This window comes from Ruegeria sp. BB9 (assembly GCF_056539345.1).
The window spans coordinates 756,759-779,612 of the sequence record NZ_JBQFUU010000001.1 but is presented as its reverse complement, the minus strand read 5'-3'; the positions used below and the strand labels follow the sequence as shown (position 1 = coordinate 779,612).

General features: G+C 62.7%; 21 protein-coding genes. 14 read left to right on the top strand and 7 right to left on the bottom strand.

Annotation, left to right across the window (positions count from 1 at the left end; all coding sequences use genetic code 11):
• Nucleotides 1-25: 25 nt before the first annotated feature.
• From ACR0FC_RS03930 to dusB, 6 genes are all read right to left on the bottom strand, one after another.
• Nucleotides 26-598: a helix-turn-helix domain-containing protein gene (locus ACR0FC_RS03930; protein ID WP_254437751.1), complete on the bottom strand. Its 573-nt coding sequence runs from the start codon at nucleotides 596-598 to the stop codon at nucleotides 26-28.
• A gap of 40 nt (nucleotides 599-638) precedes the next feature.
• The gene (ntrX, locus tag ACR0FC_RS03925) at nucleotides 639-2,048 is read right to left on the bottom strand and encodes a nitrogen assimilation response regulator NtrX (protein ID WP_093962238.1); all 1,410 of its coding nucleotides are present in this window, start codon (nucleotides 2,046-2,048) and stop codon (nucleotides 639-641) included.
• Nucleotides 2,045-4,333, bottom strand: coding sequence for a sensor histidine kinase NtrY-like (locus ACR0FC_RS03920; RefSeq protein WP_170338370.1), 2,289 nt, complete (start codon nucleotides 4,331-4,333; stop codon nucleotides 2,045-2,047). Before ACR0FC_RS03920 ends, ntrX begins: the two co-directional genes overlap by 4 nt.
• 99 nt (nucleotides 4,334-4,432) lie before the next feature.
• A complete protein-coding gene (locus ACR0FC_RS03915; protein ID WP_170338368.1) occupies nucleotides 4,433-5,800 on the bottom strand; it encodes a response regulator in 1,368 nt (455 codons plus the stop codon).
• A gap of 16 nt (nucleotides 5,801-5,816) precedes the next feature.
• A complete protein-coding gene (locus ACR0FC_RS03910) occupies nucleotides 5,817-6,896 on the bottom strand; it encodes a two-component system sensor histidine kinase NtrB (protein WP_170338366.1) in 1,080 nt (359 codons plus the stop codon).
• Entirely contained in the window at nucleotides 6,893-7,909 is a 1,017-nt protein-coding gene (dusB, locus tag ACR0FC_RS03905) for a tRNA dihydrouridine synthase DusB (protein WP_170338364.1), read from the bottom strand. The genes ACR0FC_RS03910 and dusB overlap by 4 nt, the downstream gene beginning before the upstream one ends.
• Nucleotides 7,910-8,061: 152 nt before the next feature.
• Here dusB and ACR0FC_RS03900 point away from each other — a divergent pair, with 152 nt between their 5' ends.
• The 9 genes from ACR0FC_RS03900 (at nucleotide 8,062) to ACR0FC_RS03860 (ending at nucleotide 16,825) form a co-directional block, all read left to right on the top strand.
• Nucleotides 8,062-9,192: a bifunctional 2-C-methyl-D-erythritol 4-phosphate cytidylyltransferase/2-C-methyl-D-erythritol 2,4-cyclodiphosphate synthase gene (locus ACR0FC_RS03900; protein ID WP_170338363.1), complete on the top strand. Its 1,131-nt coding sequence runs from the start codon at nucleotides 8,062-8,064 to the stop codon at nucleotides 9,190-9,192.
• Entirely contained in the window at nucleotides 9,189-9,686 is a 498-nt protein-coding gene (locus tag ACR0FC_RS03895; protein ID WP_170338361.1) for a phosphatidylglycerophosphatase A family protein, read from the top strand. The genes ACR0FC_RS03900 and ACR0FC_RS03895 overlap by 4 nt, the downstream gene beginning before the upstream one ends.
• Complete coding sequence (locus ACR0FC_RS03890; RefSeq protein WP_170338359.1) at nucleotides 9,683-10,159, top strand: CinA family protein; 477 nt, start codon at nucleotides 9,683-9,685, stop codon at nucleotides 10,157-10,159. The genes ACR0FC_RS03895 and ACR0FC_RS03890 overlap by 4 nt, the downstream gene beginning before the upstream one ends.
• Nucleotides 10,160-10,339: 180 nt before the next feature.
• Nucleotides 10,340-11,521 carry an ammonium transporter gene (locus ACR0FC_RS03885; RefSeq protein ID WP_093962246.1) on the top strand — a complete coding sequence of 394 codons (1,182 nt, stop codon included), beginning with the start codon at nucleotides 10,340-10,342 and terminating at the stop codon, nucleotides 11,519-11,521.
• A gap of 146 nt (nucleotides 11,522-11,667) precedes the next feature.
• Nucleotides 11,668-12,345 carry an orotate phosphoribosyltransferase gene (locus ACR0FC_RS03880; protein WP_170338357.1) on the top strand — a complete coding sequence of 226 codons (678 nt, stop codon included), beginning with the start codon at nucleotides 11,668-11,670 and terminating at the stop codon, nucleotides 12,343-12,345.
• Between the two features lie 201 nt (nucleotides 12,346-12,546).
• On the top strand, nucleotides 12,547-14,037 hold the full coding sequence (locus tag ACR0FC_RS03875) for a replicative DNA helicase (RefSeq protein ID WP_170338355.1): 1,491 nt from the start codon (nucleotides 12,547-12,549) through the stop codon (nucleotides 14,035-14,037).
• Nucleotides 14,038-14,268: 231 nt separating this feature from the next.
• Entirely contained in the window at nucleotides 14,269-15,303 is a 1,035-nt protein-coding gene (alr, locus tag ACR0FC_RS03870; RefSeq protein ID WP_170338353.1) for an alanine racemase, read from the top strand.
• Nucleotides 15,300-16,082: an MlaE family ABC transporter permease gene (locus ACR0FC_RS03865; protein WP_170338351.1), complete on the top strand. Its 783-nt coding sequence runs from the start codon at nucleotides 15,300-15,302 to the stop codon at nucleotides 16,080-16,082. The genes alr and ACR0FC_RS03865 overlap by 4 nt, the downstream gene beginning before the upstream one ends.
• Complete coding sequence (locus ACR0FC_RS03860) at nucleotides 16,079-16,825, top strand: ABC transporter ATP-binding protein (RefSeq protein WP_170338350.1); 747 nt, start codon at nucleotides 16,079-16,081, stop codon at nucleotides 16,823-16,825. The genes ACR0FC_RS03865 and ACR0FC_RS03860 overlap by 4 nt, the downstream gene beginning before the upstream one ends.
• A gap of 2 nt (nucleotides 16,826-16,827) precedes the next feature.
• On the opposite strand, the gene ACR0FC_RS03855 is transcribed toward ACR0FC_RS03860, so the two are convergent.
• Complete coding sequence (locus tag ACR0FC_RS03855) at nucleotides 16,828-17,250, bottom strand: acyl-CoA thioesterase (protein WP_170338348.1); 423 nt, start codon at nucleotides 17,248-17,250, stop codon at nucleotides 16,828-16,830.
• 106 nt (nucleotides 17,251-17,356) lie between these two features.
• On the opposite strand from ACR0FC_RS03855, the gene ACR0FC_RS03850 reads away from it, so the two are divergent.
• The 5 genes from ACR0FC_RS03850 to purF all read left to right on the top strand — a co-directional run bounded on the left by ACR0FC_RS03850 (nucleotide 17,357) and on the right by purF (nucleotide 22,807).
• A complete protein-coding gene (locus ACR0FC_RS03850) occupies nucleotides 17,357-17,809 on the top strand; it encodes a paraquat-inducible protein A (RefSeq protein WP_170338345.1) in 453 nt (150 codons plus the stop codon).
• A gap of 149 nt (nucleotides 17,810-17,958) precedes the next feature.
• Nucleotides 17,959-18,741, top strand: coding sequence for a kinetochore Spc7 family protein (locus ACR0FC_RS03845; RefSeq protein WP_170338343.1), 783 nt, complete (start codon nucleotides 17,959-17,961; stop codon nucleotides 18,739-18,741).
• Nucleotides 18,742-18,874: 133 nt separating this feature from the next.
• Nucleotides 18,875-20,239, top strand: a complete 1,365-nt coding sequence (gene radA, locus ACR0FC_RS03840) for a DNA repair protein RadA (RefSeq protein WP_170338342.1) — start codon at nucleotides 18,875-18,877, stop codon at nucleotides 20,237-20,239.
• 40 nt (nucleotides 20,240-20,279) lie between these two features.
• A complete protein-coding gene (locus tag ACR0FC_RS03835; protein WP_093962256.1) occupies nucleotides 20,280-20,849 on the top strand; it encodes a CvpA family protein in 570 nt (189 codons plus the stop codon).
• Between the two features lie 497 nt (nucleotides 20,850-21,346).
• Complete coding sequence (gene purF / locus ACR0FC_RS03830; protein WP_093962976.1) at nucleotides 21,347-22,807, top strand: amidophosphoribosyltransferase; 1,461 nt, start codon at nucleotides 21,347-21,349, stop codon at nucleotides 22,805-22,807.
• Nucleotides 22,808-22,854: the final 47 nt, after the last annotated feature.

Here is a 22,854-nt window from a genome sequence, read left to right as displayed (position 1 = left end):
CCCCCAGGCAAGGTGAACGCATATATTATGCGGCGCGTACGCGCGTGCCACTGACCAGGCGCACTGGGGTTCCATCGGCCAGATACAGCCGCTCCCATACGATTTGGCCTGCGCTGATGGTGATCTGGTCGTGCACGGCCTGGGAAGTGATGAAAGCCTTGGGATTTGGCGCCTGCAGGTCCCACCAACCCTCGTCCGTCAACTCCATTTCGGCCTGGCGGATCTCGTCGGTGGCAAACTGCCACAGCGACACCCCCAACAACGAGTGCTGGCTGGCTGACCAATCCCGTGCGCGGCTGGGTGAATAGGCCAGACAAACATGGCTCGCCTCGTCCACCAGATGCAGACAGGCTTGCGAACTGCCGACAAGCCGCTTCAGTGCTGCATCGTCGGCGCGGTGATCCGAAAGCGCCGCGAAAACCGCGGCCTGTTGTTCGGGGCTTGGCGTCTGGACCCCGTTTTCCCAGCGCGACACCGAGGCCTGATCTACCCGCATCACATGTGCAAGCGCCGCCTGCTTCATCCCGGTGGCCCGCCGAAGCCGTTTGAGACGACGACCAAAGGCGGGAAATCCCCGCTGGATCATCGATAGCGTCATGGCCGGGCACCTCCCGTTGTCCTGCCGGTATGGCCGACCCCTACTCCGCCGGTTCAGGCTCGTCCAGTTGCGCCACCCGCGCGCCCGACTTGTTCGACGTCACCACACCCAGCGATTTCAGTTTGCGGTGCAAGGCGCTGCGTTCCATTCCCACGAAACTGGCCGTGCGGCTGATATTGCCGCCAAAGCGATTGATCTGGGTCAGCAGATACTCACGCTCGAACGCTTCGCGCGCCTCGCGCAGTGGTAGCGTTGCCAGAGCGCCCGACAGCACGACCCGGCCGGAATCGTCGGCTTTTTCCTCTTCATTCGGCAATTCCCGCGCTTCGATCGGTCCGGTGCCATCACCAAGGATCAAAACCCGCTCGACCAGGTTCTTCAACTGGCGCACGTTGCCGGGCCAACTCATGGTCTGCAGCAGGGCCACGGCCTCTTCCGACAACTCGCGCACAGGGAGGCCCTGGGTTTCGTTGCACATCTCGATGAAATGCTTGGCGAGAACAGGAATATCCTCGCGCCGTTCTTCCAAAGACGGCACTGCGATCGGGACGACATTGAGGCGGTGATACAGCTCTTCGCGGAACCGGTCCGCGGCAATCTCGGATTCAAGGTCGCGGTTGGTGGAAGAGATCACCCGCAAATCGACACGCACGTTGTCCGAGCCACCCACCCGCTGAAACTGCTGATCGACGAGAACGCGCAGGATCTTGGACTGCGTGCCCAACGGCATGTCGGCAACCTCGTCGAAATAGACCACACCGCCATGGGCCTGTTCGAGCAGACCGGACTCAACGCCACGCTCGGCGGATTCACGGCCGAACAGCACTTCTTCCATGCGTTCGGGCTCGACCCCTGCGCAGTTGACCGTGACAAAGGGCGCGTTCGCCCGGTTCGAGTGCGCATGAATGTAGCGCGCGGCGATTTCCTTGCCCGATCCAGCAGGACCACGCAGCATCACCCGACCGTTGGATTTGGTCACCTTGTCCAACTGGCTCAGCATCGCGCGGAACGCAGCCGACTTGCCGATCATGTCGGAATTGCTGACTTCCTTGCGCTTGAGCGAGGCATTCTCGCGACGAAGGCGCGAAGTTTCCATCGCGCGGCGGATTACCACCATCAACTGGTCGATGTTGAAGGGCTTTTCGATGAAATCATATGCCCCCTGCTTGATCGCTGCGACGGCGATTTCGATATTTCCGTGCCCCGATATGATCACCACCGGAACATCCGGATTGTCGCGTTTGACCGCCTTCAGAATGTCGATCCCATCCATGCGGCTGTCCTTGAGCCAAATATCCAGGATCAGCAGCCCGGGTGGTTCTGCGTTGATCGCGGCCATGCACTCGTCCGAGTTGCCGGCCAGCCGGGTGGAATATCCTTCGTCCTCCAGAATGTCGGACACCAGTTCGCGAATATCGCGCTCGTCATCTACGATCAGAATGTCACTCATCTTTGGCCTGCTTTCAGTGTTTTGGTTTTAATTGCCTGCTTTTGCGGCGCTGCGACCGGGGCCGTGTTGGCCTTCGGCAACCGGATCACGGCCATTGCGCCAAAATGGTCCTGTCCGTCGAACACGGGCGCATCCTCAAGGGTCAGCGTACCGCCGTGTTCTTCAATGATTTTCTTGACGATGGGCAGGCCCAGGCCAGTCCCTTCGTCGCGCGTGGTCACATAGGGCTCGAACAGCCGCGCCCGGTCTTCCGGCAGCCCGATGCCGTTGTCGGCGATGGTAATCAGTGTTCCGTCGTCATCCGTGGACAGGCGCACCTTTATCTGCGGGCTGAGGTTGTCGGGCGGACCCTTCTTTTTCAGGGTTTCGATGGCTTCGCCGGCGTTCTTGATCAGATTTGTGAGCGCCTGGTTCAACATCGTCGCGTCCACATCGGCCAATACTGGCTGGTCCGGGATCTCCGCGTCGATCTGAACGTCTGGCTGACCGGCCTGCTGCAGCAGAACCGCCTCGCGCACCAGGCCCGCGATGTCTTCCTCGTGCCGGTCGGGCTCGGGCATGCGGGCAAACTTCGAGAATTCGTCCACGATCCGGCGCAGATCGTTGGTCTGGCGAACGATCACGTCGGTCATGGATTCAAGGCTGGCGCTGTCCTCTTCATCCAGCTTCCGCGCGAACTTCCGCCGGATGCGTTCGGCGCTCAGCTGAATGGGGGTCAGCGGGTTCTTGATCTCATGCGCGATGCGGCGGGCCACGTCCCCCCAGGCCGCCATACGCTGGGCGCTGACCAGATCGGTCACGTCGTCAAAGGCGACCACGTAACCTTCCAGCCTGCCGTCCTCGCCGCGTCGGGTTGCCATCCGGACCAGCAGGTTTTCCAACTGCCCCTTGCGAGTGACCTTGATTTCGTCCTGAATTGCTTCCTGGTTGCCTTCTTTCAGCGCTTCGAACAAAGGCAGGAACTCGGGTACTGCAATGCCGATTGCCAGTTGTTGCTCATGGCCTTTCCAGTCAAGCAAGCGCTCGGCCGAGCGGTTGACGAATGTCACCTGACCATCCGGATCCACCCCGACAACGCCAGAAGTCACCGAGCTGAGCACCGAGTCGAACAGTCGGCGGCGGCTTTCGATCTGGCGGGTGTTTTCCAGCAGCGTACCCCGCTGCGCCTTCAATTGCCGGGTCATCTGGTTGAAATAGCGCCCCAGCATGGCGATTTCGTCGTCGCTGGCCTCCTCGATGACCTGCACGTCCAGATCACCGGCCCCTACCCGCTGCGCGGCGGTGGTCAGGCGACCAACCGGGCGCGAGAGCCGCTCGGCGAACCACATACCCAGCGAAACGGCCGCCAAAATAAGGATTACCGCGAACCCCAGATACAGCAGCCCGAACTCGAACAGCACCCTGCCCCGTTCGTTTTCCAACTGTTGATAGAACTGCGCGGTTTCCTTGGTGTCGTCCAAAAGGGTCAACAACTGGCCATCTACGGCGCGGCTGACATACAGGTGTCGGTCCAGATAGGCGCGCAGCGGCACCAGAGCCCGGAATTCGTTGTTGGGCCAGTCCGCGATGATCAACAGACCCTCGTCTCGGGCCTGCTCCAACTGCTCGGGTGTCGGCGGTTCGTAGTTGAACAGATAAGACCTGTCTCCGCGGGCCCGGATTTCACCACTGCCGTCAATCACGTAGGCTTCGCGCAGTCCGCGCTGAATCTGTGCCTGCCCCTGGGCCAGCACCTCGCGCAGCTCGGCATCCGAGATGTAGAAGTCCAGCTTGCGTGCATTGTCCAGAAACCGCGCAAGAACCGTGGCATCCTGCGTCAGACCCTGTTCGTGCTCTTGTTCATAGGCCTCGGCGGCCGTCAGCGAAGATCCGACCACCTGCCTGACCCTGTCCGAGAACCATCCCTCAAGCCCGATATTCACGGTCAGACCGGCAAAAATCGCAACCGTCACCGTGGGCACCAGCGCCAACAGCGTGAACGCCCCGATCAGCCTCAGGTGTAGGCGAGAGCCCGCCGATTTGGCCCGGCGCGCCGCAATAAGATTGCCCAACTGCCCCAGAACCAGGGCCGCCACGACCAGAATGTAGACAAGGTCTGCCAGCAGAATCAGCCGAAGCGTGGGGGCATTCGCACCCAGGTCAAACGGCCCGATTACAAGGTAGGTCGCAAGTGTCAGGACCGGCCCCAACACAACCAGCCCCAAGGTGCCGAAATTGCGCAGTTTCCGGGACTTACGCCACCGATTCAGGGATAATGCCGGCCGTTTCTGTGCCCGGGATACCACCGTCTGCCCTCATCCTGATGTGCCGCTTTCGCGGCGTACCGCCATATATCGTGGTCTTTTCCGGGATCTTGCCCGGATGCCACGGTTTGTGTGGCGAGATTACATCAGTTTGCGCCGACGTGTCACCTGAATATCGAGATCAGTGATTTTTTTGCGCAGCGTATTCCGGTTGATCCCCAGCAAATCGGCACATTTTGCCTGATTTCCTCCGGTCGCATCCAGCGCGATTTCGATCAGCGGAGCCTCGACCTCGCGCAGAATGCGCTGGTACAGGCCCGGTGGCGGCAGCATGTTTCCATGAAGGTCAAAGTAGCGCCGCAGGTGCCGCGCAACCGACGACGACAGTTTCTCTCGTTCGCTCCCGCTCAGCAGTGGTTCGGCCTCGGGCTGGCTGCCCAAGACGGCCTCGACCTCGGACTTGGTGATTTCGTCGGATCGGCTGGTCAGGCTCAGCCGCCGGATCGCGTTTTCCAGTTGCCGCACGTTGCCGGGCCAGGAATACCGGCGCACAAGCTCGATCGCGTCAGGACCCAATCGCCGCTTTGTGCCGTTTTCGCGTTCTTCACGGGCCAGAAAATGCTCGGCCAGCAACAGGATGTCGTCGACCCGCTCGCGCAAGGCTGGCACATGAATGGTGGCACCGCAGAGGCGGTAATAAAGGTCCTGCCGCACCCGCCCGCTTTCCATCGCCTCGGTCAGGTCCGACTGGCTGGTCGCCATGAATCGCGGAACGTGGTCGCCGGGCGTGTCCATCATCCGCACGATCCGGGCCTGGATTTCATCGTCCAGGTCTGCAATTTCGTCGATCAGCAAGGTACCGCCGCGCACTCGGGCCATGACCCGGGCCGGACCCTCCAGGTCGCGCAGGTCTGCTGCAGTAGCAGTCACGAAGGGCAGTGTCCGCCGGTCTGAGAAATCGTGAATTGCCCGCGCAATCAGAGACTTGCCCGTTCCACTTTCACCGGAAATCATGACCGAAAGATCGGTGTTCATCACCCGGGCAACCAACCTGTACAGGGCTTGCATAATTGGGGTCCGGCCGACCAATGGCAACTCGTCGGGGCGGTCTTCGGATGTGTCCGCGGGTTCGATCTGAACCCGCTGCTTGCGGTCCAGCGCCCGGGCGGTGCGCTTCATCAGATCCGGCAGGTCGAACGGCTTGGGCAGATAGTCATAGGCATCCGCCTCGGCCGCCTGGATCGCCGTCATGATCGTGTTCTGGGCCGAGATCACGATCACCGGCAGGCCCGGCCGGTCCTGTGCGATCTTGGGCAGCATTTCCAGCCCGTTGCCATCGGGCATGACCACGTCCGAGATCACCACGTCGCCCTTGCCCTCGCCGACCCAACGCATCAGCGTCGTCAGGGACGAGGTCGCATGCACCTTGCAGCCCGCCCGCGTGAGGGCCTGGGTCAGAACCGTCCGGATCGTTCTGTCATCATCTGCAACCAGTACCGTGCCATCCATCTGGTGTTCTCCTTTATTATTCTTTGCCCTGCCCTGCCTCGCGCGGTGCGCGGCGCAGCGACAGCCGGAAGACTGTCCGCCCCGGAACCGACTCGGCCGTGATCCAACCGTCGTGGTCGGACACGATCTTGCTGACCAACGCCAGGCCAAGGCCGGTGCCGTTCTCCTTGCCGGATACGAACGGGTCGAAAATGTCGCCGCGGATGTCCTCGGGCAGGCCCGGGCCATCGTCAATGATCTCGATCTGCAGCGGTAACGAGTGGCCCGAGCCATCACTGCGCCGCAGGCGGAAGGAATGTTCGAAATAGGTGTGCAGGCGGATAATTCCGCCCTCGGGGCCTGCTGCCTCGGACGCGTTCTTGAGCAGGTTCAGAACCACCTGTAACAGCTGATCCGGGTCACCATAGGCCAGTGGCAGCGACGGGTCGTAATCCTCGATGATGGTCATGTCCGCGCCAAAGCCCAACAGCGCCGAGCGGCGCGCGCGGTCTAGGACATCGTGGATGTTGACGGGCTTGAACTCGGGACGCGAGAGGTTTCCGAACTGCTCGACCTGCTCGAGCAGCTTCACGATCCGGCGACTTTCGGCCACGATAAGATCTGTAAGCTCAAGGTCTTGCGGGCCGATATTCATGCTCAGCAACTGCGCGGCACCGGTGATCCCGGCCAGCGGGTTCTTGATTTCATGGGCCAGCATCTCGGCCATGCCGATCGCCGACTGCGCCGCCGATTTGACCGTGTTGCCGCGGGTCATGCGGCTGGCCAGTTCGCGCGGCGAGACGATCATGATCATCGACCCCGGGTGCCCCAGCAAAGGCGCGATCTGCAGCGCGCATTGCAGCGGCGCGCGATTGCCCGAGCCCACGTCCACGTCATTAACGAACAGCGGCGTGCCCTGCTCGCGGGCGCGCGTGAACGCCTCTTCCAACGGCGCGTCCACGGCGATCTGGTCCCAGACCGGATGCCCGACCACCGATTTGCGTGAGGCGTTCAGGAATCCCTCACCCGAGGAATTGACATCCGCGATGCGATCCTCGGGGTCGATGATGAAGGCGGGAACCGGCAGCGATGCCCAGATGACCTGATCCGAAATCATGCTGCCACCTCGGCATTTTCCGCCAACGCGTCGCCGATCAGCCGCAGAACTTCGGCCGGATCGCGCGCGGTCAGGACCGCGCGGCGCAGCGACGCCGGCGTTCCGGCCTCGTCCATGTACCAGCCCAGATGCTTGCGTGCGACACGCAGCCCCAGATCGGTGCCATAGAACCCCAGCATCGCTTCATAATGCGCCCGCACCATGTCGGCCAGATCGTCGCCCTCGGGAACCTCTGGCGCCGGCGTCCCCCACAACTCGTGCGCGATCTGCGCCAGCAGCCACGGTTTGCCCTGCGCGCCACGGCCCACCATGACGCCATCCGCGCCCGACTGTTCCAGCGCCGCCTGCGAACGCTCGGGGCTGGTGATGTCGCCATTGGCCACGACGGGAATGCTGACGGCATCCTTGACGGCGCGGATCGCGGCCCAATCCGCCTCGCCCTTGTAGAACTGACAGCGCGTGCGCCCGTGGATCGTCACCATCTGGACGCCGGCCTCCTGCGCCCGCCGCGCCACGTCCGGCGCGTTCAGCAGCGTGTCGTCCCACCCCAGTCGGGTCTTGAGCGTCACCGGCAAATCTACCGCACCCACAACCGCCTCGATCAGGGTCAGGGCGTGGTCGGGCGTCTTCAACAGGGCCGAGCCGGAATAACCGTTCGTCACCTTCTTGGCCGGGCAGCCCATGTTGATGTCGATCACACGCGCGCCCCGGTCGGCAACCTGCCGCGCGGCCTCGGCCATCCAATAGGCGTCGCGCCCGGCCAGTTGTACGGCGGTGTTTTCCACATCCGCCGACAGCTCGGCCCGTTCGCGCACGCCGGGCTTGGCCTGCACCATTTCCTGGCTGGCGACCATCTCGCTGACCACCATCCCGGCGCCGAACCGCATGACGAGGTCGCGAAACGGCCGGTCGGTGATTCCGGCCATCGGCGCCAGCAGAACCGGCGGGGTCAAAGTTTTCTCGGCAATTCGCAGCGTCAACGTGCCTAATCCTTGAGCAATTGCGGGTTTCATATCGAATCCGGGGCATATGAACAACAAATCCGCGACCAACAAGCCCGCAAAATCATCATGTGCCTAATTTTTAATCGACTTACCGCGAGTGATTGCCTCTGCTTTCACCGCCGCCTAAAAACGGAAGCCAAACGAAGGTCGGAAATTCAGACATGACAACCGCCGCAATCATCGTCGCCGCCGGGCGCGGCCTGCGCGCCGGAGGGGGCCAGCCCAAGCAGTGGCGCCCCTTGGCCGAGCGGCGTGTGGCCGACTGGACGATCGAGCGGATCAGGGCGCAGGTGCCACTGGTCGTGCTGGTCCTGTCCCCCGATGACCCCGAGGCTTGGGCGGACTTCGCCGACAGCGGCCTGATTCTTGCGCCCGGCGGCGCAGACCGAGCCGAATCCGTGCGCAACGGGCTGCAGGCGCTGGCCGATCGCGGCGTCAGCAAGGTTCTGATTCATGACGTAGCTCGGCCCTGTGTCAGCGCGCGGGTCATTGGTGACGTGCTGGCGGCCCTCGACACCCACGCCGCCGCGGCGCCGGGGCTGCCCGTCACCGATGCGCTGTGGACCGGAGAGAACGACCAGGTAACCGGCACCCGAGATCGCGCGGGCCTGTTTGCCGCGCAGACGCCGCAGGGGTTCCGCTATGACGCCATCGTGTCCGCGCATGCGGCGCATCCCGGCGGGGCCGCCGATGATGTCGAGGTTGCCCGCGCCGCCGGGATCGACGTGGCCATCGTGCCGGGCGACGCGGACAATCTGAAAATCACACGGCCCGAGGATTTTGCCCGGGCCGAACGCATATTGAGGTCAGACATGGATGTAAGGCTGGGCAACGGATATGATGTGCACCGGTTCGGGCCGGGCGATCACGTGATCCTGTGCGGCGTTAAGGTCCCGCATGATCGGGGGCTGCAGGGCCATTCCGACGCGGATGTGGGCATGCACGCCGTCACCGACGCGATCTATGGCGCGCTGGCGCAGGGCGATATCGGCCAGCACTTTCCCCCGTCCGACCCGCAATGGAAGGGCGCCGCCAGCGAGATCTTTCTGCGCCATGCGGTGGATCTGGCCGCGCACATGGGCTTTCGCATCTCGAACGTCGACTGCACGCTGGTCTGCGAATACCCCAAGATCGGCCCGCACGCTGCGGCGATGCGGCAGAAAATGAGCGAAATCATGGGGCTGGACGCCGACCGCGTGTCGATCAAGGCCACCACGTCCGAGCGTCTGGGCTTTACCGGGCGCAAGGAAGGCATCGCCGCTATCGCGACCGCCTGTCTGGTGAAACCATGACCCTGGCGCGCCTGATCGGAACCGTGGGCGGGGTCGGTTACCTGCGCCCTGCCCCCGGCACCTGGGGCTCGCTGGCCGCACTGCCTTTGGCCTTGGCGCTGCACCTGCTGGGTGGCTTCCCGCTGCTGGCCGTCGCAACCGTCGCCGTCTTTGTGGCCGGCACCTGGGCCACAGGTGTCATGACCGCCGGGCAGGACGATCACGACCCTTCGGAGATCGTCGTCGACGAGGTCGCGGGCCAGTTCATCGCCATCTGGGCCGTGTCCTATCCAGCCTGGGCGCATGACATCGCGATCACCGCCCTGTGGCCGGGCTGGATCGCCGCGTTTTTGCTGTTCCGCTTGTTCGACATCACCAAACCCGGCCCCATCGGCTGGGCCGACCGGCGCGGCGACCCCTTGGGCGTGATGCTGGACGACGTGATCGCGGGCGCGTTCGCGGCCGCGGGGGTTCTGATCCTGGCCGGGATCGCACATGGAGTACTGGGCCTATGACCGTCGCCGAACTGCTCGACCGCGCCAAGGCGCTGAACGTCATGATCGCCACCGCCGAAAGCTGCACGGGCGGCATGGTTGCCGCCGCGCTGACCGACATTCCCGGCAGTTCGGCCGTGGTTGACCGAGGCTTCGTCACCTATTCCAACGCCGCCAAGCAGGACATACTGGGCGTGCGCGCCGACACGCTGGCGGCCCATGGGGCCGTCTCCGAAGAGGTCGCCCGCGAAATGGCCGAGGGTGCGCTGGCGCATTCTCAGGCGCAGCTTGCGGTCTCGATCACCGGCATCGCGGGGCCCGGCGGGTCCGAGTTCAAACCCGAGGGCCGGGTTTGTTTCGGCCTCGCCGTCACAGGCCAGCCCACCCTGACCGAAACCGTCGAGTTCGGCGCCGCGGGCCGCGCCAATGTCCGACGCGCGGCACGGGATCATGCGCTTAAGCTGCTGGAAAACGGCCTTTCCGAAGTCGCCTAAATTTTTGGCACCCACCCGGACAAGGCGCACTTTTTGTCACCACTTGGAAAAAGGACGCCAAAACAGGCACCTTTTTCACAGCCTGCCTCTTTTTTCCTCGGCCGCCGTTCGGTTGAACCCTCGGCACGTCACTCACACCGCGCCCCTTGGCGCAGCTACAGGAAAGAGGAGAACGGCCCAATGAACGGAGCCGATACCGCCTGGATCATCGTCGCGACGGCGCTGGTCTTGTTCATGACCTTGCCGGGCCTCGCCCTGTTTTATGGCGGGCTGGTGCGCGCCCGCAACGTGCTGAGCGTTTTCATGCACTGTTTCGCGATCGCCTGCTTGATGAGCATCCTGTGGCTGGTCGCCGGGTATTCGATCGCCTTCGGTGACGGCGGTTCGGGCCTGTGGGGCGGGCTGGGCAAGGCGTTTCTGAACGGCGTCGATGCCGACAGCCTGTCAGGCACCCTGCCCGAGGTGCTGTTCTTTGCCTTCCAGATGACCTTTGCCATCATCACTCCGGCTCTGATCGTAGGCGCCTATGTGGAGCGCGTGGGCTTTGGCTTCGTGTTGGTCTTCTCGGGCCTTTGGATGCTGCTGTGCTATGCGCCGGTGGTTCATTGGATCTGGGGCGGCGGCATCCTGACCGATGGCGGCATTCTGGGCGAAATCGGCGTGCGCGATTTCGCCGGTGGCATCGTGGTGCACGAAACCGCCGGTCTGGCCGCTCTGATCATCGCGTGGGTCCTGGGGCCGCGCAGGAACCGCACCACCCCGCCGCACAACCCCGGATACGTCATGATCGGGGCCGCGATGCTGTGGGTCGGCTGGTTCGGCTTCAACGGCGGCTCGCAGCTGGCCGCGGATGGCGGCGCGGCCATGGCGCTGACGGTCACGCATATCTCGGCCGCCACCGCATCGCTCAGCTGGGCGCTGTGGGAGCGGATCAAGTACGGCAAGGCCTCGCTGGTCGGTCTGGTCACCGGGACCATCGCGGGTCTGGCCTCGATCACGCCGGCCTCGGGCTATGTCGATCCGGTTCAGGCGCTGATCATCGGCGCGGTCGCCGGCATCCTGTGCCAAGAGGCGGTGAACGTGGTCCGCAACGTGCTGAACATCGACGATACGCTGGACGTGTTCGCCGTGCATGGCGTGGGCGGCATTTTCGGCACCATCATGATCGCCGTTTTCGGCCTGGGCGCCTGGACCGCGCAGCTGGGCGGGCTGGTGATCGTGGGTGTCTTTACGTCAGTTGTCACATTTGTGCTGATCAAGGTGGTTGCGCTTGTCACCCCGCTTCGCGTAGACGCCGAGACCGAGACGAACGGGCTCGACCTGTCGGTCCACGGCGAACGGGCCTATGACATGAGCAGCTAAGCCCACCTTGGCTGGCTCGACTGCCCATCCGGGCATCAAGCGGACCTCTTGCGAGGTCCGCTTTTCTTTTGGGCCAACCCCTCTCGACATCGGGCCGGTCGGCAGGCTATCAGCCCGCAACGTCATTTCAGCACCGAGGTCCCGCCATGATCCCCAGTTCCTTTCCCGACAGCACGGAAATCGCCCGCCTGACCGCGCGGATGCTGCTGGAGATCAAGGCGGTGCATTTCAACGCGCGCGAGCCGTTCACGCTGGCCAGTGGCCTGCCCAGCCCCACCTATATCGACTGCCGCAAGCTGATCTCGTACCCGCGCATCCGGTCGACCCTGATGGACTTCCTGACGGTCACCGTCATGCGGAATGCCGGCTTCGAAGCCTTCGACAACATCGCCGGCGGTGAAACCGCGGGCATTCCCTTCGCCGCGATGGTTGCCGAGCGCATGGCCCTGCCGATGACCTATGTGCGCAAAAAGCCCAAGGGCTATGGCCGCAACGCCCGGATCGAAGGGGTCATGACCGAAGACCAGCGCGTGCTTCTGGTCGAGGACCTGACCACTGATGGCGGCTCGAAACTGTCCTTTGTGGACGCGATCCGCGAAACGGGCGCCACCTGTGGGCATACGGCGGTGATCTTCTACTATGGCATCTTCCCCGAAACCGAAAAGACGCTCGGCGATCATGGCGTGCAGTTGCACCACCTGTGCACCTGGTGGGACGTTCTGGCCGAGGCCAAGGCGCAGGGCACCTTTGACGCGGAAACGCTGGACGGGGTCGAAGCCTTCCTGAACGACCCGCGCGGCTGGCAGGAGGCCAACAAGAGCTGACTATCTGGCCATTGTTGACGGCCGGGAAACACTGGCCGTCAGCCTTGCTGCCTATCCACAAGATGTTGACGAATGACCAGTCCCTGCGGCAAGATGCAGGAGCGGAAGATATGCACAGCATATCCCCAGAAAACATACAATTTGCCCCGACTCACGGGGCCGAGATATGACCTTTGTCCCATGGGGACAGCGAGAGCAGCAATGAACGAGATCAGCAGTATCGAGCAGGCAGCGGCGCAGATTCAGAACGCCGAGACCATGCCGCATTCCATCGAGGCCGAACAGCAGCTTCTGGGTGCGATCCTGACCAACAACGACCTGTATGACCGGGTCGCCTCGATCATCGGGCCCGAGCATTTCTATGACCCGGTCCATGCCCGTATCTATGAGGTCGCCGCCGCGCGCATCGCCAAGAACGCGCTGGCATCGCCGGTGACTCTGAAATCCTTCATGGCCGAGGACGAGGGTTTGAAGGAACTCGGCGGCCCGGCCTATCTGGTCAAGCTGGCCGGGGCCTCGATCAGCGCCTTCGCCGTGCATGACTATGCCCAGATGATCTATGATCTGGCGATCCGGCGCGAACTGATCCGGCTTGGCCGCGACATCTCGGACAAGGCCGCGCGGGTCGAAGTGGCCAGCGAACCCAAGGAACAGATCGTCGAGGCCGAACAGAAGCTCTACAAGCTGTCCGAACAGGGCCAGACCGAACAGGGGTTCAAATCTTTCCTCAAGGCTGTGACCGAGGCGGTGAATGTCACCAACGAGGCCTATCAGCGCGGCGGCGGCATGGCCGGGATTTCGACCGGGCTGGCCGATCTGGACAAACAGCTGGGCGGGTTGCACCCGTCGGACCTGATCATCCTTGCCGGGCGTCCGTCGATGGGTAAGACCTCGCTGGCGACCAACATCGCGTTCAACGTGGCCAAAGCCTATAAGCGGGGTCAGCGCGCCGATGGCACCGAGGGTGCGGTGGACGGCGGCGTCGTCGGTTTCTTCTCGCTGGAAATGAGCGCTGAGCAGCTGGCCGGACGGGTTCTGGCCGAGGCGTCCGAGATCTCCAGCCACAAGATCCGCCAAGGGGACATGACCGAGGACGAGTTCCGCCGTTTCGTCGATGCGGCCAAGGCGCTGGAAGCCTGTCCGCTTTACATCGACGACACGCCGGCTCTGCCGATCAGCCAGCTGGCGGCCCGGGCGCGGCGGCTCAAGCGGACGCATGGGCTGGACCTGCTGGTCATCGACTATCTGCAGCTGTGCCGAGGCATGTCCGACAACCGCGTGAACGAGATCGCCGAGATCTCGATGGGTATGAAGGCTATCGCGAAAGAGCTGAATATTCCCGTCATCGCCCTGTCGCAGTTGTCGCGTCAGGTCGAGAACCGCGACGACAAGCGCCCGCAGCTGTCCGACCTACGCGAATCCGGCTCGATCGAGCAGGACGCCGACGTGGTGATGTTCGTGTTCCGCGAAGAGTACTACAAAGAGCGCGAAAAGCCTGGAGATCACGAGCTGGAGAAGATGGAAGAGTGGAAGCAGGCCATGGAACGCCTGCACGGCAAGGCCGAGGTCATCGTCGGCAAGCAGCGCCACGGCCCCATCGGCACGGTCGAGCTGTCCTTCGAGGCGCAGTTCACCCGATTTGGCAACCTTGTCAAACCCTGGCAGCAGGGTAGCCAGATCGAAGGCTACTAAGCCTATCAGGCCCGAATCCATGTGCCGCGGCCCAATGCGCCGGATGAACGATCTGGATCAGCCAACGGTTTTGGCCCGGATAGGCGGACAATGCTGGCAGGCTGTCTTGCCCGCGTTCAAGCCCGCCCGGACCTGCGCAACCCGGCTACAAGCCGCCCATGGCAAGGACTTTACGCGCGTTTGCAGCGCATTCCCCCTTGACCTCGTGCGGCGCAATGTCATGAACGGGTCATGAGTACTGCACGTTTGACGATCAACCTTCATGCGCTGGCCAGTAACTGGCGGGCGCTGGACGCAAAAACCGATGTCGAGACCGGCGCCGTGGTCAAGGCCGACGCCTATGGTCTGGGCGCCGGACCTGTGGCCAACACGCTGGCCGAAGAAGGCGTCCGCAAGTTCTTTGTCGCCGTTGCCGAGGAAGGAGCCGCCGTCCGCCAAGCGATTGGCCCCGGCCCCCTGATCTGCGTCTTTTCAGGCCATATGGAGGGCGACGCCGACCTGTTGCGCGATCACGACCTTGTGCCGCTGATCAACTCGCCCGAGCAATTCCAACGCCACCTGCAGGCGCTACCGGTCCATCCGTTCGGGATTCAGTTGGACAGTGGCATGAACCGCCTCGGGCTGGAGCCTTCCGACTGGGCCGCTCTGCGCAGCCGGGCCGAGGCGCTGAACCCTGTCGTGGTCATGTCGCACCTGGCCTGTTCGGACGAACCGGACCATCCCATGAACCGGCAACAGCTGAAAACCTTCCGCGAGATGACCGATGGCGTATCGGCTCCGCGTTCGTTGGCGGCCACCGGTGGCCTGCTGCTGGGGCCGGAATTCCACTTTGATTTCTGTCGGCCCGGCATCGGCCTGTATGGCGGCTTGCCCTTTGCGGGCGCCAAACCTGTGGTCACCGTCGATCTGCCGGTGATACAGGTGCGCGAGCTGGCGATCGGAGAAACCGTCGGCTACGGCAACACGTGGAAAGCCCGGCGCCCCTCGCGGATCGCAACCGTGGCTGCGGGTTATGCCGACGGGCTGCACCGCGCCATCGGTGGCGGCATCGACACCTTCGCCGGTGACCTGCCCTGCCCCGTCGTCGGACGCATCTCGATGGATCTGATCACCGTCGACGTGACCGACCTGCCGCACACGCCCGAACGTCTGCGCATTCTGAACGGCCACCAGACGGTGGACGACCTGGCCGAGGCCGCGGGCACCATCGGGTACGAGATCCTGACCTCACTCGGCAGCCGCTATTCGCGGGGCTATGTCGAATGAACCCACTCGCATGGCTTGGCGAACTGGGCCGCGCGGTCCTGAACCTGCTGGCGGCGTTCGGCCGCGTGGCGCTGTTTGCATTGGATGCTCTGTCACACATCTTTCGACCGCCGTTCTACCCGCGTGAACTGGGCATGGCTCTGCTGAACATCGGCTGGCTGTCGCTGCCGGTCGTAGGCCTGACGACCATATTCACCGGCGGCGCGCTGGCGCTTCAGATCTACGCCGGCGGCGCGCGTTTCAACGCCGAGGCCGTGGTGCCCCAGATCGTCGCCATCGGCATGGTCCGCGAGTTGGGTCCTGTCATGGTCGGCCTGATGATTGCCGCGCGCGTCACCTCGTCGATCGCCGCCGAGATCGCCACAATGAAGGTGACCGAGCAGATCGACGCGCTGGTCACCCTGTCGACCCACCCGATGAAATACCTGGCGGCCCCGCGCGTTCTGGCCGCATTGATCACCGTCCCTGTTCTGGTTGCCGTGGGCGACATCATCGGCATCGCAGGCGGTTATGCGGTGGCGACACAGAACCTCGGTTTCAACCCGGCAGCCTATCTGAAAAACACGGTCGATTTCCTCGAGCCGCTCGACATCCTGTCCTCGCTGGTCAAAGGGGCGGCGTTCGGGATGATCGCGGCGATCATGGGCTGCTATTTCGGCATGCATTCGGGACGCGGCGCGCAAGGCGTGGGCCGCGCAACCAAGGGCTCGGTCGAGGCCGCCGCAGTCCTGATCCTTGCCGCCAACTTCGTTCTCACGGGGGTGTTCTTCTCGCTATGATCCGAATGGAGAACGTACACAAGGCCTTCGGCGACAACCATGTTCTCAGGGGCATGAACCTCGAGATTGCCAAAGGCACGTCCATGGTGATCATCGGTGGTTCGGGCACCGGAAAATCCGTGGCGCTGAAATGCATCCTTGGCCTGATCAAACCCGACAGCGGCAAGATTTTTGTCGATGGGCAGGACGCCCGGACCGGCGACCGAGACGCCTTTCTGGCCAGGTTCGGTATGCTGTTTCAAGGCGCGGCCCTGTTTGACTCGCTGCCCGTCTGGCAGAACGTGGCCTTCCGCCTGCTGCGCGGCTCGCTGAAACGACCGACGGACGAGGCACGTGAAATCGCGATCGAGAAACTGCGCCGCGTGGGCCTGCGCGCCAAGGTGGCAGATCTGTATCCCTCCGAGCTGTCGGGCGGCATGCAGAAACGCGTGGGTCTGGCCCGCGCCATCGCCGCCGAGCCCGAGATCATCTTTTTCGACGAACCCACCACCGGCCTGGACCCGATTATGTCGGGCGTCATCAACGACCTGATCCGCGAGATCGTGACCGAAATGGGCGCCACCGCGATGACCATCACCCACGACATGAGCTCGGTCCGCGCGATTGCTGACAACGTGGCGATGCTGCATGACGGGGTGATCCAGTGGACCGGCCCGGTCAGCCAGATGGATTCCTCGGGTGATCCTTTCGTCGAGCAGTTCATCAGTGGGAGTGCCGAGGGACCGATCGAGGCGGTGCGGTAGGTCTATTCTACATCCATCCACAGTTTCGCTTTTTCTGAAACATCACCGGGCAACACCTCAGCCCGGCGTGTTTCCAAGTTCAGCAAAACACATTTAAACACAGCGATGAAAGCCGTTTCACCGTCCGCTACTTTTCTAAGCGTGTGGCGGAAAGTCATGGATTTCTTTCCAATTTCCAGAATTTCGCTCTCCATTTGGATCGCTTCGCCTGAACCAAGTTCCTGCCGGAAGTCGCTGTTGATATTCACCACTGCGAAGGAAAGCCGCCTACCGCTCCGCATATCGTCTGCCGTCAAGCCCATTTCGGCCTGCATGGCGAAAACGGAATCTGAACATGCTGCAAAATACCTGGATACATTCATGTGCCCAAGGAAATCGCAATCGGAAGGATCAACCACCGACTTGAACGCCAAATAGGCGGGCATAGAAATTATCTCCTTGCCGAATGACTTTACATGACTTCACTTGTACACGTTATCACATCATTCAGTCGAAGAAAGCGTCGTCCATAAACCCTACGATTTAAGCATAATGACCCTCCGCCTCGCCACCCTCTCGCTGCTGATCCTCTACCCCATCGCGTGGTTCGCCCCGTTGATGCGCGCGGGCCTGCTGCCGATCTTCGGCCTCAGCGAGATCAGCGTCATCACCGGCCTCCAATCCCTCTGGAAATCCGACATATTCCTCGCGCTGGTCGTCACCGTCTTTGCCCTGTTTGCGCCGTACATCAAAACCATCGGAACCGCGCTGGTCCAATGGGACCTGCTGGACCCGCGCGTCCAACCCGCGCTGAACATCATGGGCAAGCTCGCCATGGCCGATATCTTCCTCATTGCACTCTACATTACCTTGGCCAAGGGCATCTCATACGCAACGATCGAAACAGCGTGGGGCCTGTACCTGTTCACCGGCTGCATCCTTGCCTCGATCGCGCTGGGATACGTTACCGAAGTGAAACTTGGTTCACGAAATCCCCGGACCTGATTGATTGAAAACGCATTTCTGGCTATGATGGCCAGTATTCGAGCAGCCAAGTCATTTTTGTTTCGGGGTCCGACGCGGACCGTCTTGCACGTTTGATGGATACTCCGCCCGGGCCCGGTTTTGCCGGTTTCCAAAGGAGTAGGACTGCCATGGCCGCCCTCCATTCGATTTCAATTCATTTCCAGAACGTATTCCTGCGACTGACTTTTTTCCTGATCTGCGCCGCCGCTCTGTTTGCCGTATCCGCCACCCTGCTTGCCGCCGTGAATGTCTGGCCCTGGCTGACGATGCAGGCTGGATTGGGCGGGCAGGACATCCCGAACGCAGGCATCTACATCCAGATCGGCCTGACCGCTCTGGTTTTGATGCTCGCCTTCTATCTGCCCTCCAGCGCGCGCATGATGGCGTTGGAAAACGCGCATCGGAAGTTCTCGCTGCAGATGCAGGACGTGGTCGATGCCTACCAGATCGCCCATGCGGCCGACCGCAGCGGCGTGTTCGCGCTGGCCTCGGAGTTTGACGCGGTCAAGGAACGCATGGCCTTCCTGCGCGATCACCCCGACCTGCAATCGCTGGAGCCCGAGATCCTTGAACTGGCCGCGCAGATGAGCCAGGTCAGCCACGAACTGGCCGAGACCTACGGCGCGGCCAAAGTCGCCCGAGCGCGGGCGTTCCTGCAACAGCGGCAGGAAGAGGTCGAACTGTTCCAGCAACGGATCGAAGACGCCCAGACCATACAGCATGAATTGCGCCAGTGGACCCGCGACATCGAGATCGAGGAATCCATCGCCAAGGCGCAATTGGCCCGTCTGCGCGAAGAATTGTTCGAGCTTTTGCCCGAGCTTTCCGCCCAGTTGCAGACACCGCCGGACGACAGCGACCCGACCGCGTCGAGCGTCATCGCCATGCCCCCGCCCCGCGCCGCCGAATAGCCACTCACTCACCAGGTGCGCCAGCACCCGCCGCGAAGGATGGCCCGCCCGGGCCTGACGCCGCGGCCCGTCAGTCCGGATTGAACACCGGAAGGGCTTGAAGAACCGCGCAAGCTCGGGCACGAATTGCGCCATGGCAAAGACGACGACTTTCACCTGCTCGGCCTGTGGCGCCTCGCAATCCCGCTGGTCCGGCCGCTGCGACGGCTGTGGCGAGTGGAACACCATAGTTCAAGAGGCCCCATTGTCGGCAGGCCCGGCCAGGAAATCGCTGGGCGGCAAACGGGGCCAGGCCGTCACCCTGACGGACCTCTCCACCGAGGAGGCCCCGCCGCCCCGCACAGTCTGCGGCGTCGAGGAACTGGACCGTGTCCTGGGCGGCGGGCTGGTCCCTGCCTCGGCCCTGCTGGTGGGCGGCGATCCGGGCATCGGCAAATCCACCCTGCTGTTGCAGGCCGCCGCGCGATTTGCCCGGTCGGGCCTGAAAACCATCTATGTCTCGGGCGAGGAAGCCAGCGCCCAGGTTCGCATGCGCGCGCGCCGCCTGGGGCTCGAGGACGCGCCGGTGCAACTGGCGGCCGAGACCAACCTGCGCGACATTCTCACCACGCTCGAGGCCGAGAAACCCGGCCTTGCCATCATCGACTCGATCCAGACCATGTGGGCGGACAATGTCGACAGCGCGCCGGGATCAGTCAGTCAGGTCCGCGCCGCCGCGCACGAGTTGACCAGCTTTGCCAAGCGCCACGGCGTGTCCATCATCATGGTCGGCCATGTCACCAAGGAAGGCCAGATCGCCGGCCCCCGCGTGGTCGAACACATGGTCGATACCGTCCTCTATTTCGAGGGCGAGCGCGGCCACCAGTTCCGCATCCTGCGCGCGGTCAAGAACCGCTTTGGCCCCGCCGACGAGATCGGCGTGTTCGAGATGACCGGTAAAGGTCTGGCGCAGGTCACCAACCCCTCGGCCCTGTTCCTTTCGGAACGCGGCAAACCCAGCCCCGGCTCGGCCGTTTTCGCAGGCATCGAGGGCACGCGGCCCGTGCTGGTCGAACTGCAGGCGCTGGTCGCGCCCTCGCCCCACTCACAGCCCCGCCGCACGGTCGTCGGGTGGGACAGCGGGCGGCTGGCGATGATCCTCGCCGTGCTCGAAGCGCGCTGCGGCATCCCCTTTGCAGGGCTCGACGTCTATCTGAACGTGGCCGGAGGCCTGAAGATCAGCGAACCCGCAGCCGACCTTGCCGTGGCCGCCGCTCTGCTGAGCGCGCGCGAGGACACCGCCCTGCCCGCCGACACCGTGGTTTTCGGAGAAATCTCGCTATCCGGGGCACTTAGACCAGCGCCGCAGACCGAAAACAGGTTGAAAGAAGCGCAAAAACTTGGTTTCACAGCAGCAATTGCTCCGGCAGGCGGCAAAACCGGTACTGTGGCAGGTCTGACACTCACCCGACCCTCTGATTTGGTTGGGTTTGTTGGCGAAACCTTCGGAGCAGGTTAAAGTCGCGCCTCGAGGGGCAGAAAAAGAACAGGCGAGGGCCATGGAAGGTTTTACAATAATTGACGGGCTCGTTGCCCTGATCATCGTGCTGTCGGGGATTCTGGCCTATTCGCGCGGCTTCATGCGCGAGGTCATGGCCATTGCAGGTTGGGTCGCCGCCGCAGTCTTGGCCTTCATCTTTGCTCCGCAAGCCGTGCCGCTGGTCAAGGAAATCCCTGTGGTCGGAGACTTCTTGCGTGACAGCTGCGAATTGTCAGTGATTACGGGCTTTGCCGCAGTGTTTGCCATTGCGCTCATCGTGGTCAGCATCTTCACCCCGTTGTTCTCGTCCCTGGTACAGCGCTCGGCGCTGGGTGGGCTGGATCAGGCGCTGGGTTTCTTCTTCGGCATTGCCCGCGGCATTCTGCTGGTTGCCATCGCCTTCTTTGTCTACGACACCGTGATGACCGGCCAGTCCTACACGATCGTCGACGAAAGCCGATCGGCCAAGGTATTCGAGCAGTTCAGCGACAGGATCGAAGAACAGAACCCCGAGGCTGCCCTGGGTTGGGTGACCACCCAGTACGAAGAGCTTGTTGCATCCTGCACAGCGGATTCTCAGGGCCAGTAACAGCTACCAGCCAAGCAAAACGAACCAGCCCGGCTGCCAGCCGGGCTTTTCTTTTGTCAGAGGGTCAGACGAACCCTTCGCCCCCACAAACCGAGCAGCGGTTGGTTTTCAGGCCAAAGCATCCGTCACACCGGCTGAACTGGGGCTTGCCCAAGTGGTCTCGGCCCTTCAGGACTTCGCCCTTCCCGTTGCATATCTGGCAAGGGGCACGCCCCATTCCGCGGCACCGATGGCACCGGCGTTTGACGTGCTCGTCTTTTTTCTGGCCCGGTCGTCCCTGCCACATACCTGTTTTGCCCTCGGTCAAATGCTGCCGGCATCATTCCACGCAGCGCCTTCAAAACACGGGAAACACTCATGTTCGCGGCCCCATCAAACCAGAAACCCGGCCTGCGGCAAAACGAATTATGATCCTTTGGTGACATGGGGGGCATTAGGCATTATGTGAGGGCCAACTCGCCATGGAATCGGAGCTGCCTGTCTTGCATAGCCCGCAGATGCCCCCCGCCCACCCGTTCGATGATGACAAGCTCCGCGAGGAATGCGGGATTTTCGGGGTCGTCGGCGTCAAGGATGCCGCCAATTTCGTTGCTCTTGGTCTGCATGCCCTGCAGCACCGCGGGCAGGAAGCCGGCGGGATCGTCACCCATGATCCCGAACTCGGTTTCAACTCGGCCCGTCGATTTGGCTATGTGCGCGACAATTTCACCTCGTCCGACGTGATGGAAAGCCTGCCCGGACCGATCGGGATCGGCCATGTGCGCTATTCCACGGCCGGGTCCAAGGGCCAAACCGCCATCCGTGACGTCCAGCCGTTTTTTGGCGAGTTTTCGATGGGCGGGGCCGCGATTGCGCACAATGGCAACATCACGAACGCCAATGCCCTGCGGCGCGAGCTGATCGAGCGCGGCTCGATCTTCCAAAGTTCGTCCGACAGCGAATGCATCATCCACCTGATGGCCCGCTCGTTACAGCGCAACATCCCCGAACGGATGGAAGACGCGCTGCGCCGGGTCGAGGGCGCCTTCTCGGTGGTCGCCATGACCCGCACCAAGCTGATCGGCGTACGCGATCCGCTGGGCGTGCGCCCGCTGGTATTGGGCAAAATCGGCGATGGCTGGTGTCTTGCTTCGGAAACATGTGCCCTGGACATCATCGGTGCTGAATTCCTGCGCGAGATCGAGCCCGGCGAAATGGTGGTGATCAATGCCCAGAACGGCGTTGAAAGCCACTTCCCGTTCCGCCGGCAACCCAGCAAGTTCTGTATTTTCGAGCATGTCTACTTCTCGCGCCCAGACTCGATTCTGGGTGGACGCTCGGTCTATGAGACACGCGAAGCCATCGGACGCGAGCTGGCCAAGGAAAGCCCGGTCGAGGCGGATCTAGTCTGCCCCGTGCCCGACAGCGGCACGCCCGCGGCCATTGGGTACTCGCTGGAGTCGGGTATCCCCTATGCGATGGGGATCATCCGCAATCAATACATGGGCCGCACCTTCATCGAACCCACCGAACAGATCCGCAACATGGGCGTACGCCTCAAGCTGAACGTGAACCGCGCCCTGATCGAGGGCAAGCGGGTGATTCTGGTTGACGACTCGGTGGTGCGCGGTACGACCAGCCGCAAGATCAAGGAAATGATCTTGGATGCCGGAGCGAAAGAGGTGCATTTCCGCATCGCCTCGCCGCCCACGGCCTGGCCTTGTTTCTACGGCGTGGACACGCCACAGCGCGAAAAGCTGCTGGCCGCCACCATGACCGAGGAAGAAATGACCAAGCATCTGGCGGTCGACAGCCTCAAGTTCATCTCGCTGGACGGGCTGTACCGGGCGGTCGGCGAATCGCAGGGCCGCAGCAAGGACTGCCCGCAATACTGCGATGCATGCTTCTCGGGCGAGTATCCCGTCACTCCGGCGGACATGGTTGAACAAGGGTTCAAGATGCAACCGGCGGCCGAATAAGGCCGGAATTCAGAGACTTCTCCAAGGGGCCGCAGGGCCCCTTTTTT

Coding starts and splice junctions, on each gene's coding strand:
- alr (WP_170338353.1), top strand. CDS start 14,269: ATGAGTACTGCACGTTTGACGATCAACCTTCATGCGCTGGCCAGTAAC.
- purF (WP_093962976.1), top strand. CDS start 21,347: ATGCCCCCCGCCCACCCGTTCGATGATGACAAGCTCCGCGAGGAATGC.
- dusB (WP_170338364.1), bottom strand. CDS start 7,909: ATGAAACCCGCAATTGCTCAAGGATTAGGCACGTTGACGCTGCGAATT.
- radA (WP_170338342.1), top strand. CDS start 18,875: ATGGCAAAGACGACGACTTTCACCTGCTCGGCCTGTGGCGCCTCGCAA.
- ACR0FC_RS03880 (WP_170338357.1), top strand. CDS start 11,668: ATGATCCCCAGTTCCTTTCCCGACAGCACGGAAATCGCCCGCCTGACC.
- ntrX (WP_093962238.1), bottom strand. CDS start 2,048: ATGAGTGACATTCTGATCGTAGATGACGAGCGCGATATTCGCGAACTG.
- ACR0FC_RS03850 (WP_170338345.1), top strand. CDS start 17,357: ATGACCCTCCGCCTCGCCACCCTCTCGCTGCTGATCCTCTACCCCATC.
- ACR0FC_RS03910 (WP_170338366.1), bottom strand. CDS start 6,896: ATGATTTCGGATCAGGTCATCTGGGCATCGCTGCCGGTTCCCGCCTTC.
- ACR0FC_RS03930 (WP_254437751.1), bottom strand. CDS start 598: ATGACGCTATCGATGATCCAGCGGGGATTTCCCGCCTTTGGTCGTCGT.
- ACR0FC_RS03875 (WP_170338355.1), top strand. CDS start 12,547: ATGAACGAGATCAGCAGTATCGAGCAGGCAGCGGCGCAGATTCAGAAC.
- ACR0FC_RS03835 (WP_093962256.1), top strand. CDS start 20,280: ATGGAAGGTTTTACAATAATTGACGGGCTCGTTGCCCTGATCATCGTG.
- ACR0FC_RS03895 (WP_170338361.1), top strand. CDS start 9,189: ATGACCCTGGCGCGCCTGATCGGAACCGTGGGCGGGGTCGGTTACCTG.
- ACR0FC_RS03890 (WP_170338359.1), top strand. CDS start 9,683: ATGACCGTCGCCGAACTGCTCGACCGCGCCAAGGCGCTGAACGTCATG.
- ACR0FC_RS03845 (WP_170338343.1), top strand. CDS start 17,959: ATGGCCGCCCTCCATTCGATTTCAATTCATTTCCAGAACGTATTCCTG.
- ACR0FC_RS03855 (WP_170338348.1), bottom strand. CDS start 17,250: ATGCCCGCCTATTTGGCGTTCAAGTCGGTGGTTGATCCTTCCGATTGC.
- ACR0FC_RS03860 (WP_170338350.1), top strand. CDS start 16,079: ATGATCCGAATGGAGAACGTACACAAGGCCTTCGGCGACAACCATGTT.
- ACR0FC_RS03915 (WP_170338368.1), bottom strand. CDS start 5,800: ATGGATGGCACGGTACTGGTTGCAGATGATGACAGAACGATCCGGACG.
- ACR0FC_RS03885 (WP_093962246.1), top strand. CDS start 10,340: ATGAACGGAGCCGATACCGCCTGGATCATCGTCGCGACGGCGCTGGTC.
- ACR0FC_RS03865 (WP_170338351.1), top strand. CDS start 15,300: ATGAACCCACTCGCATGGCTTGGCGAACTGGGCCGCGCGGTCCTGAAC.
- ACR0FC_RS03900 (WP_170338363.1), top strand. CDS start 8,062: ATGACAACCGCCGCAATCATCGTCGCCGCCGGGCGCGGCCTGCGCGCC.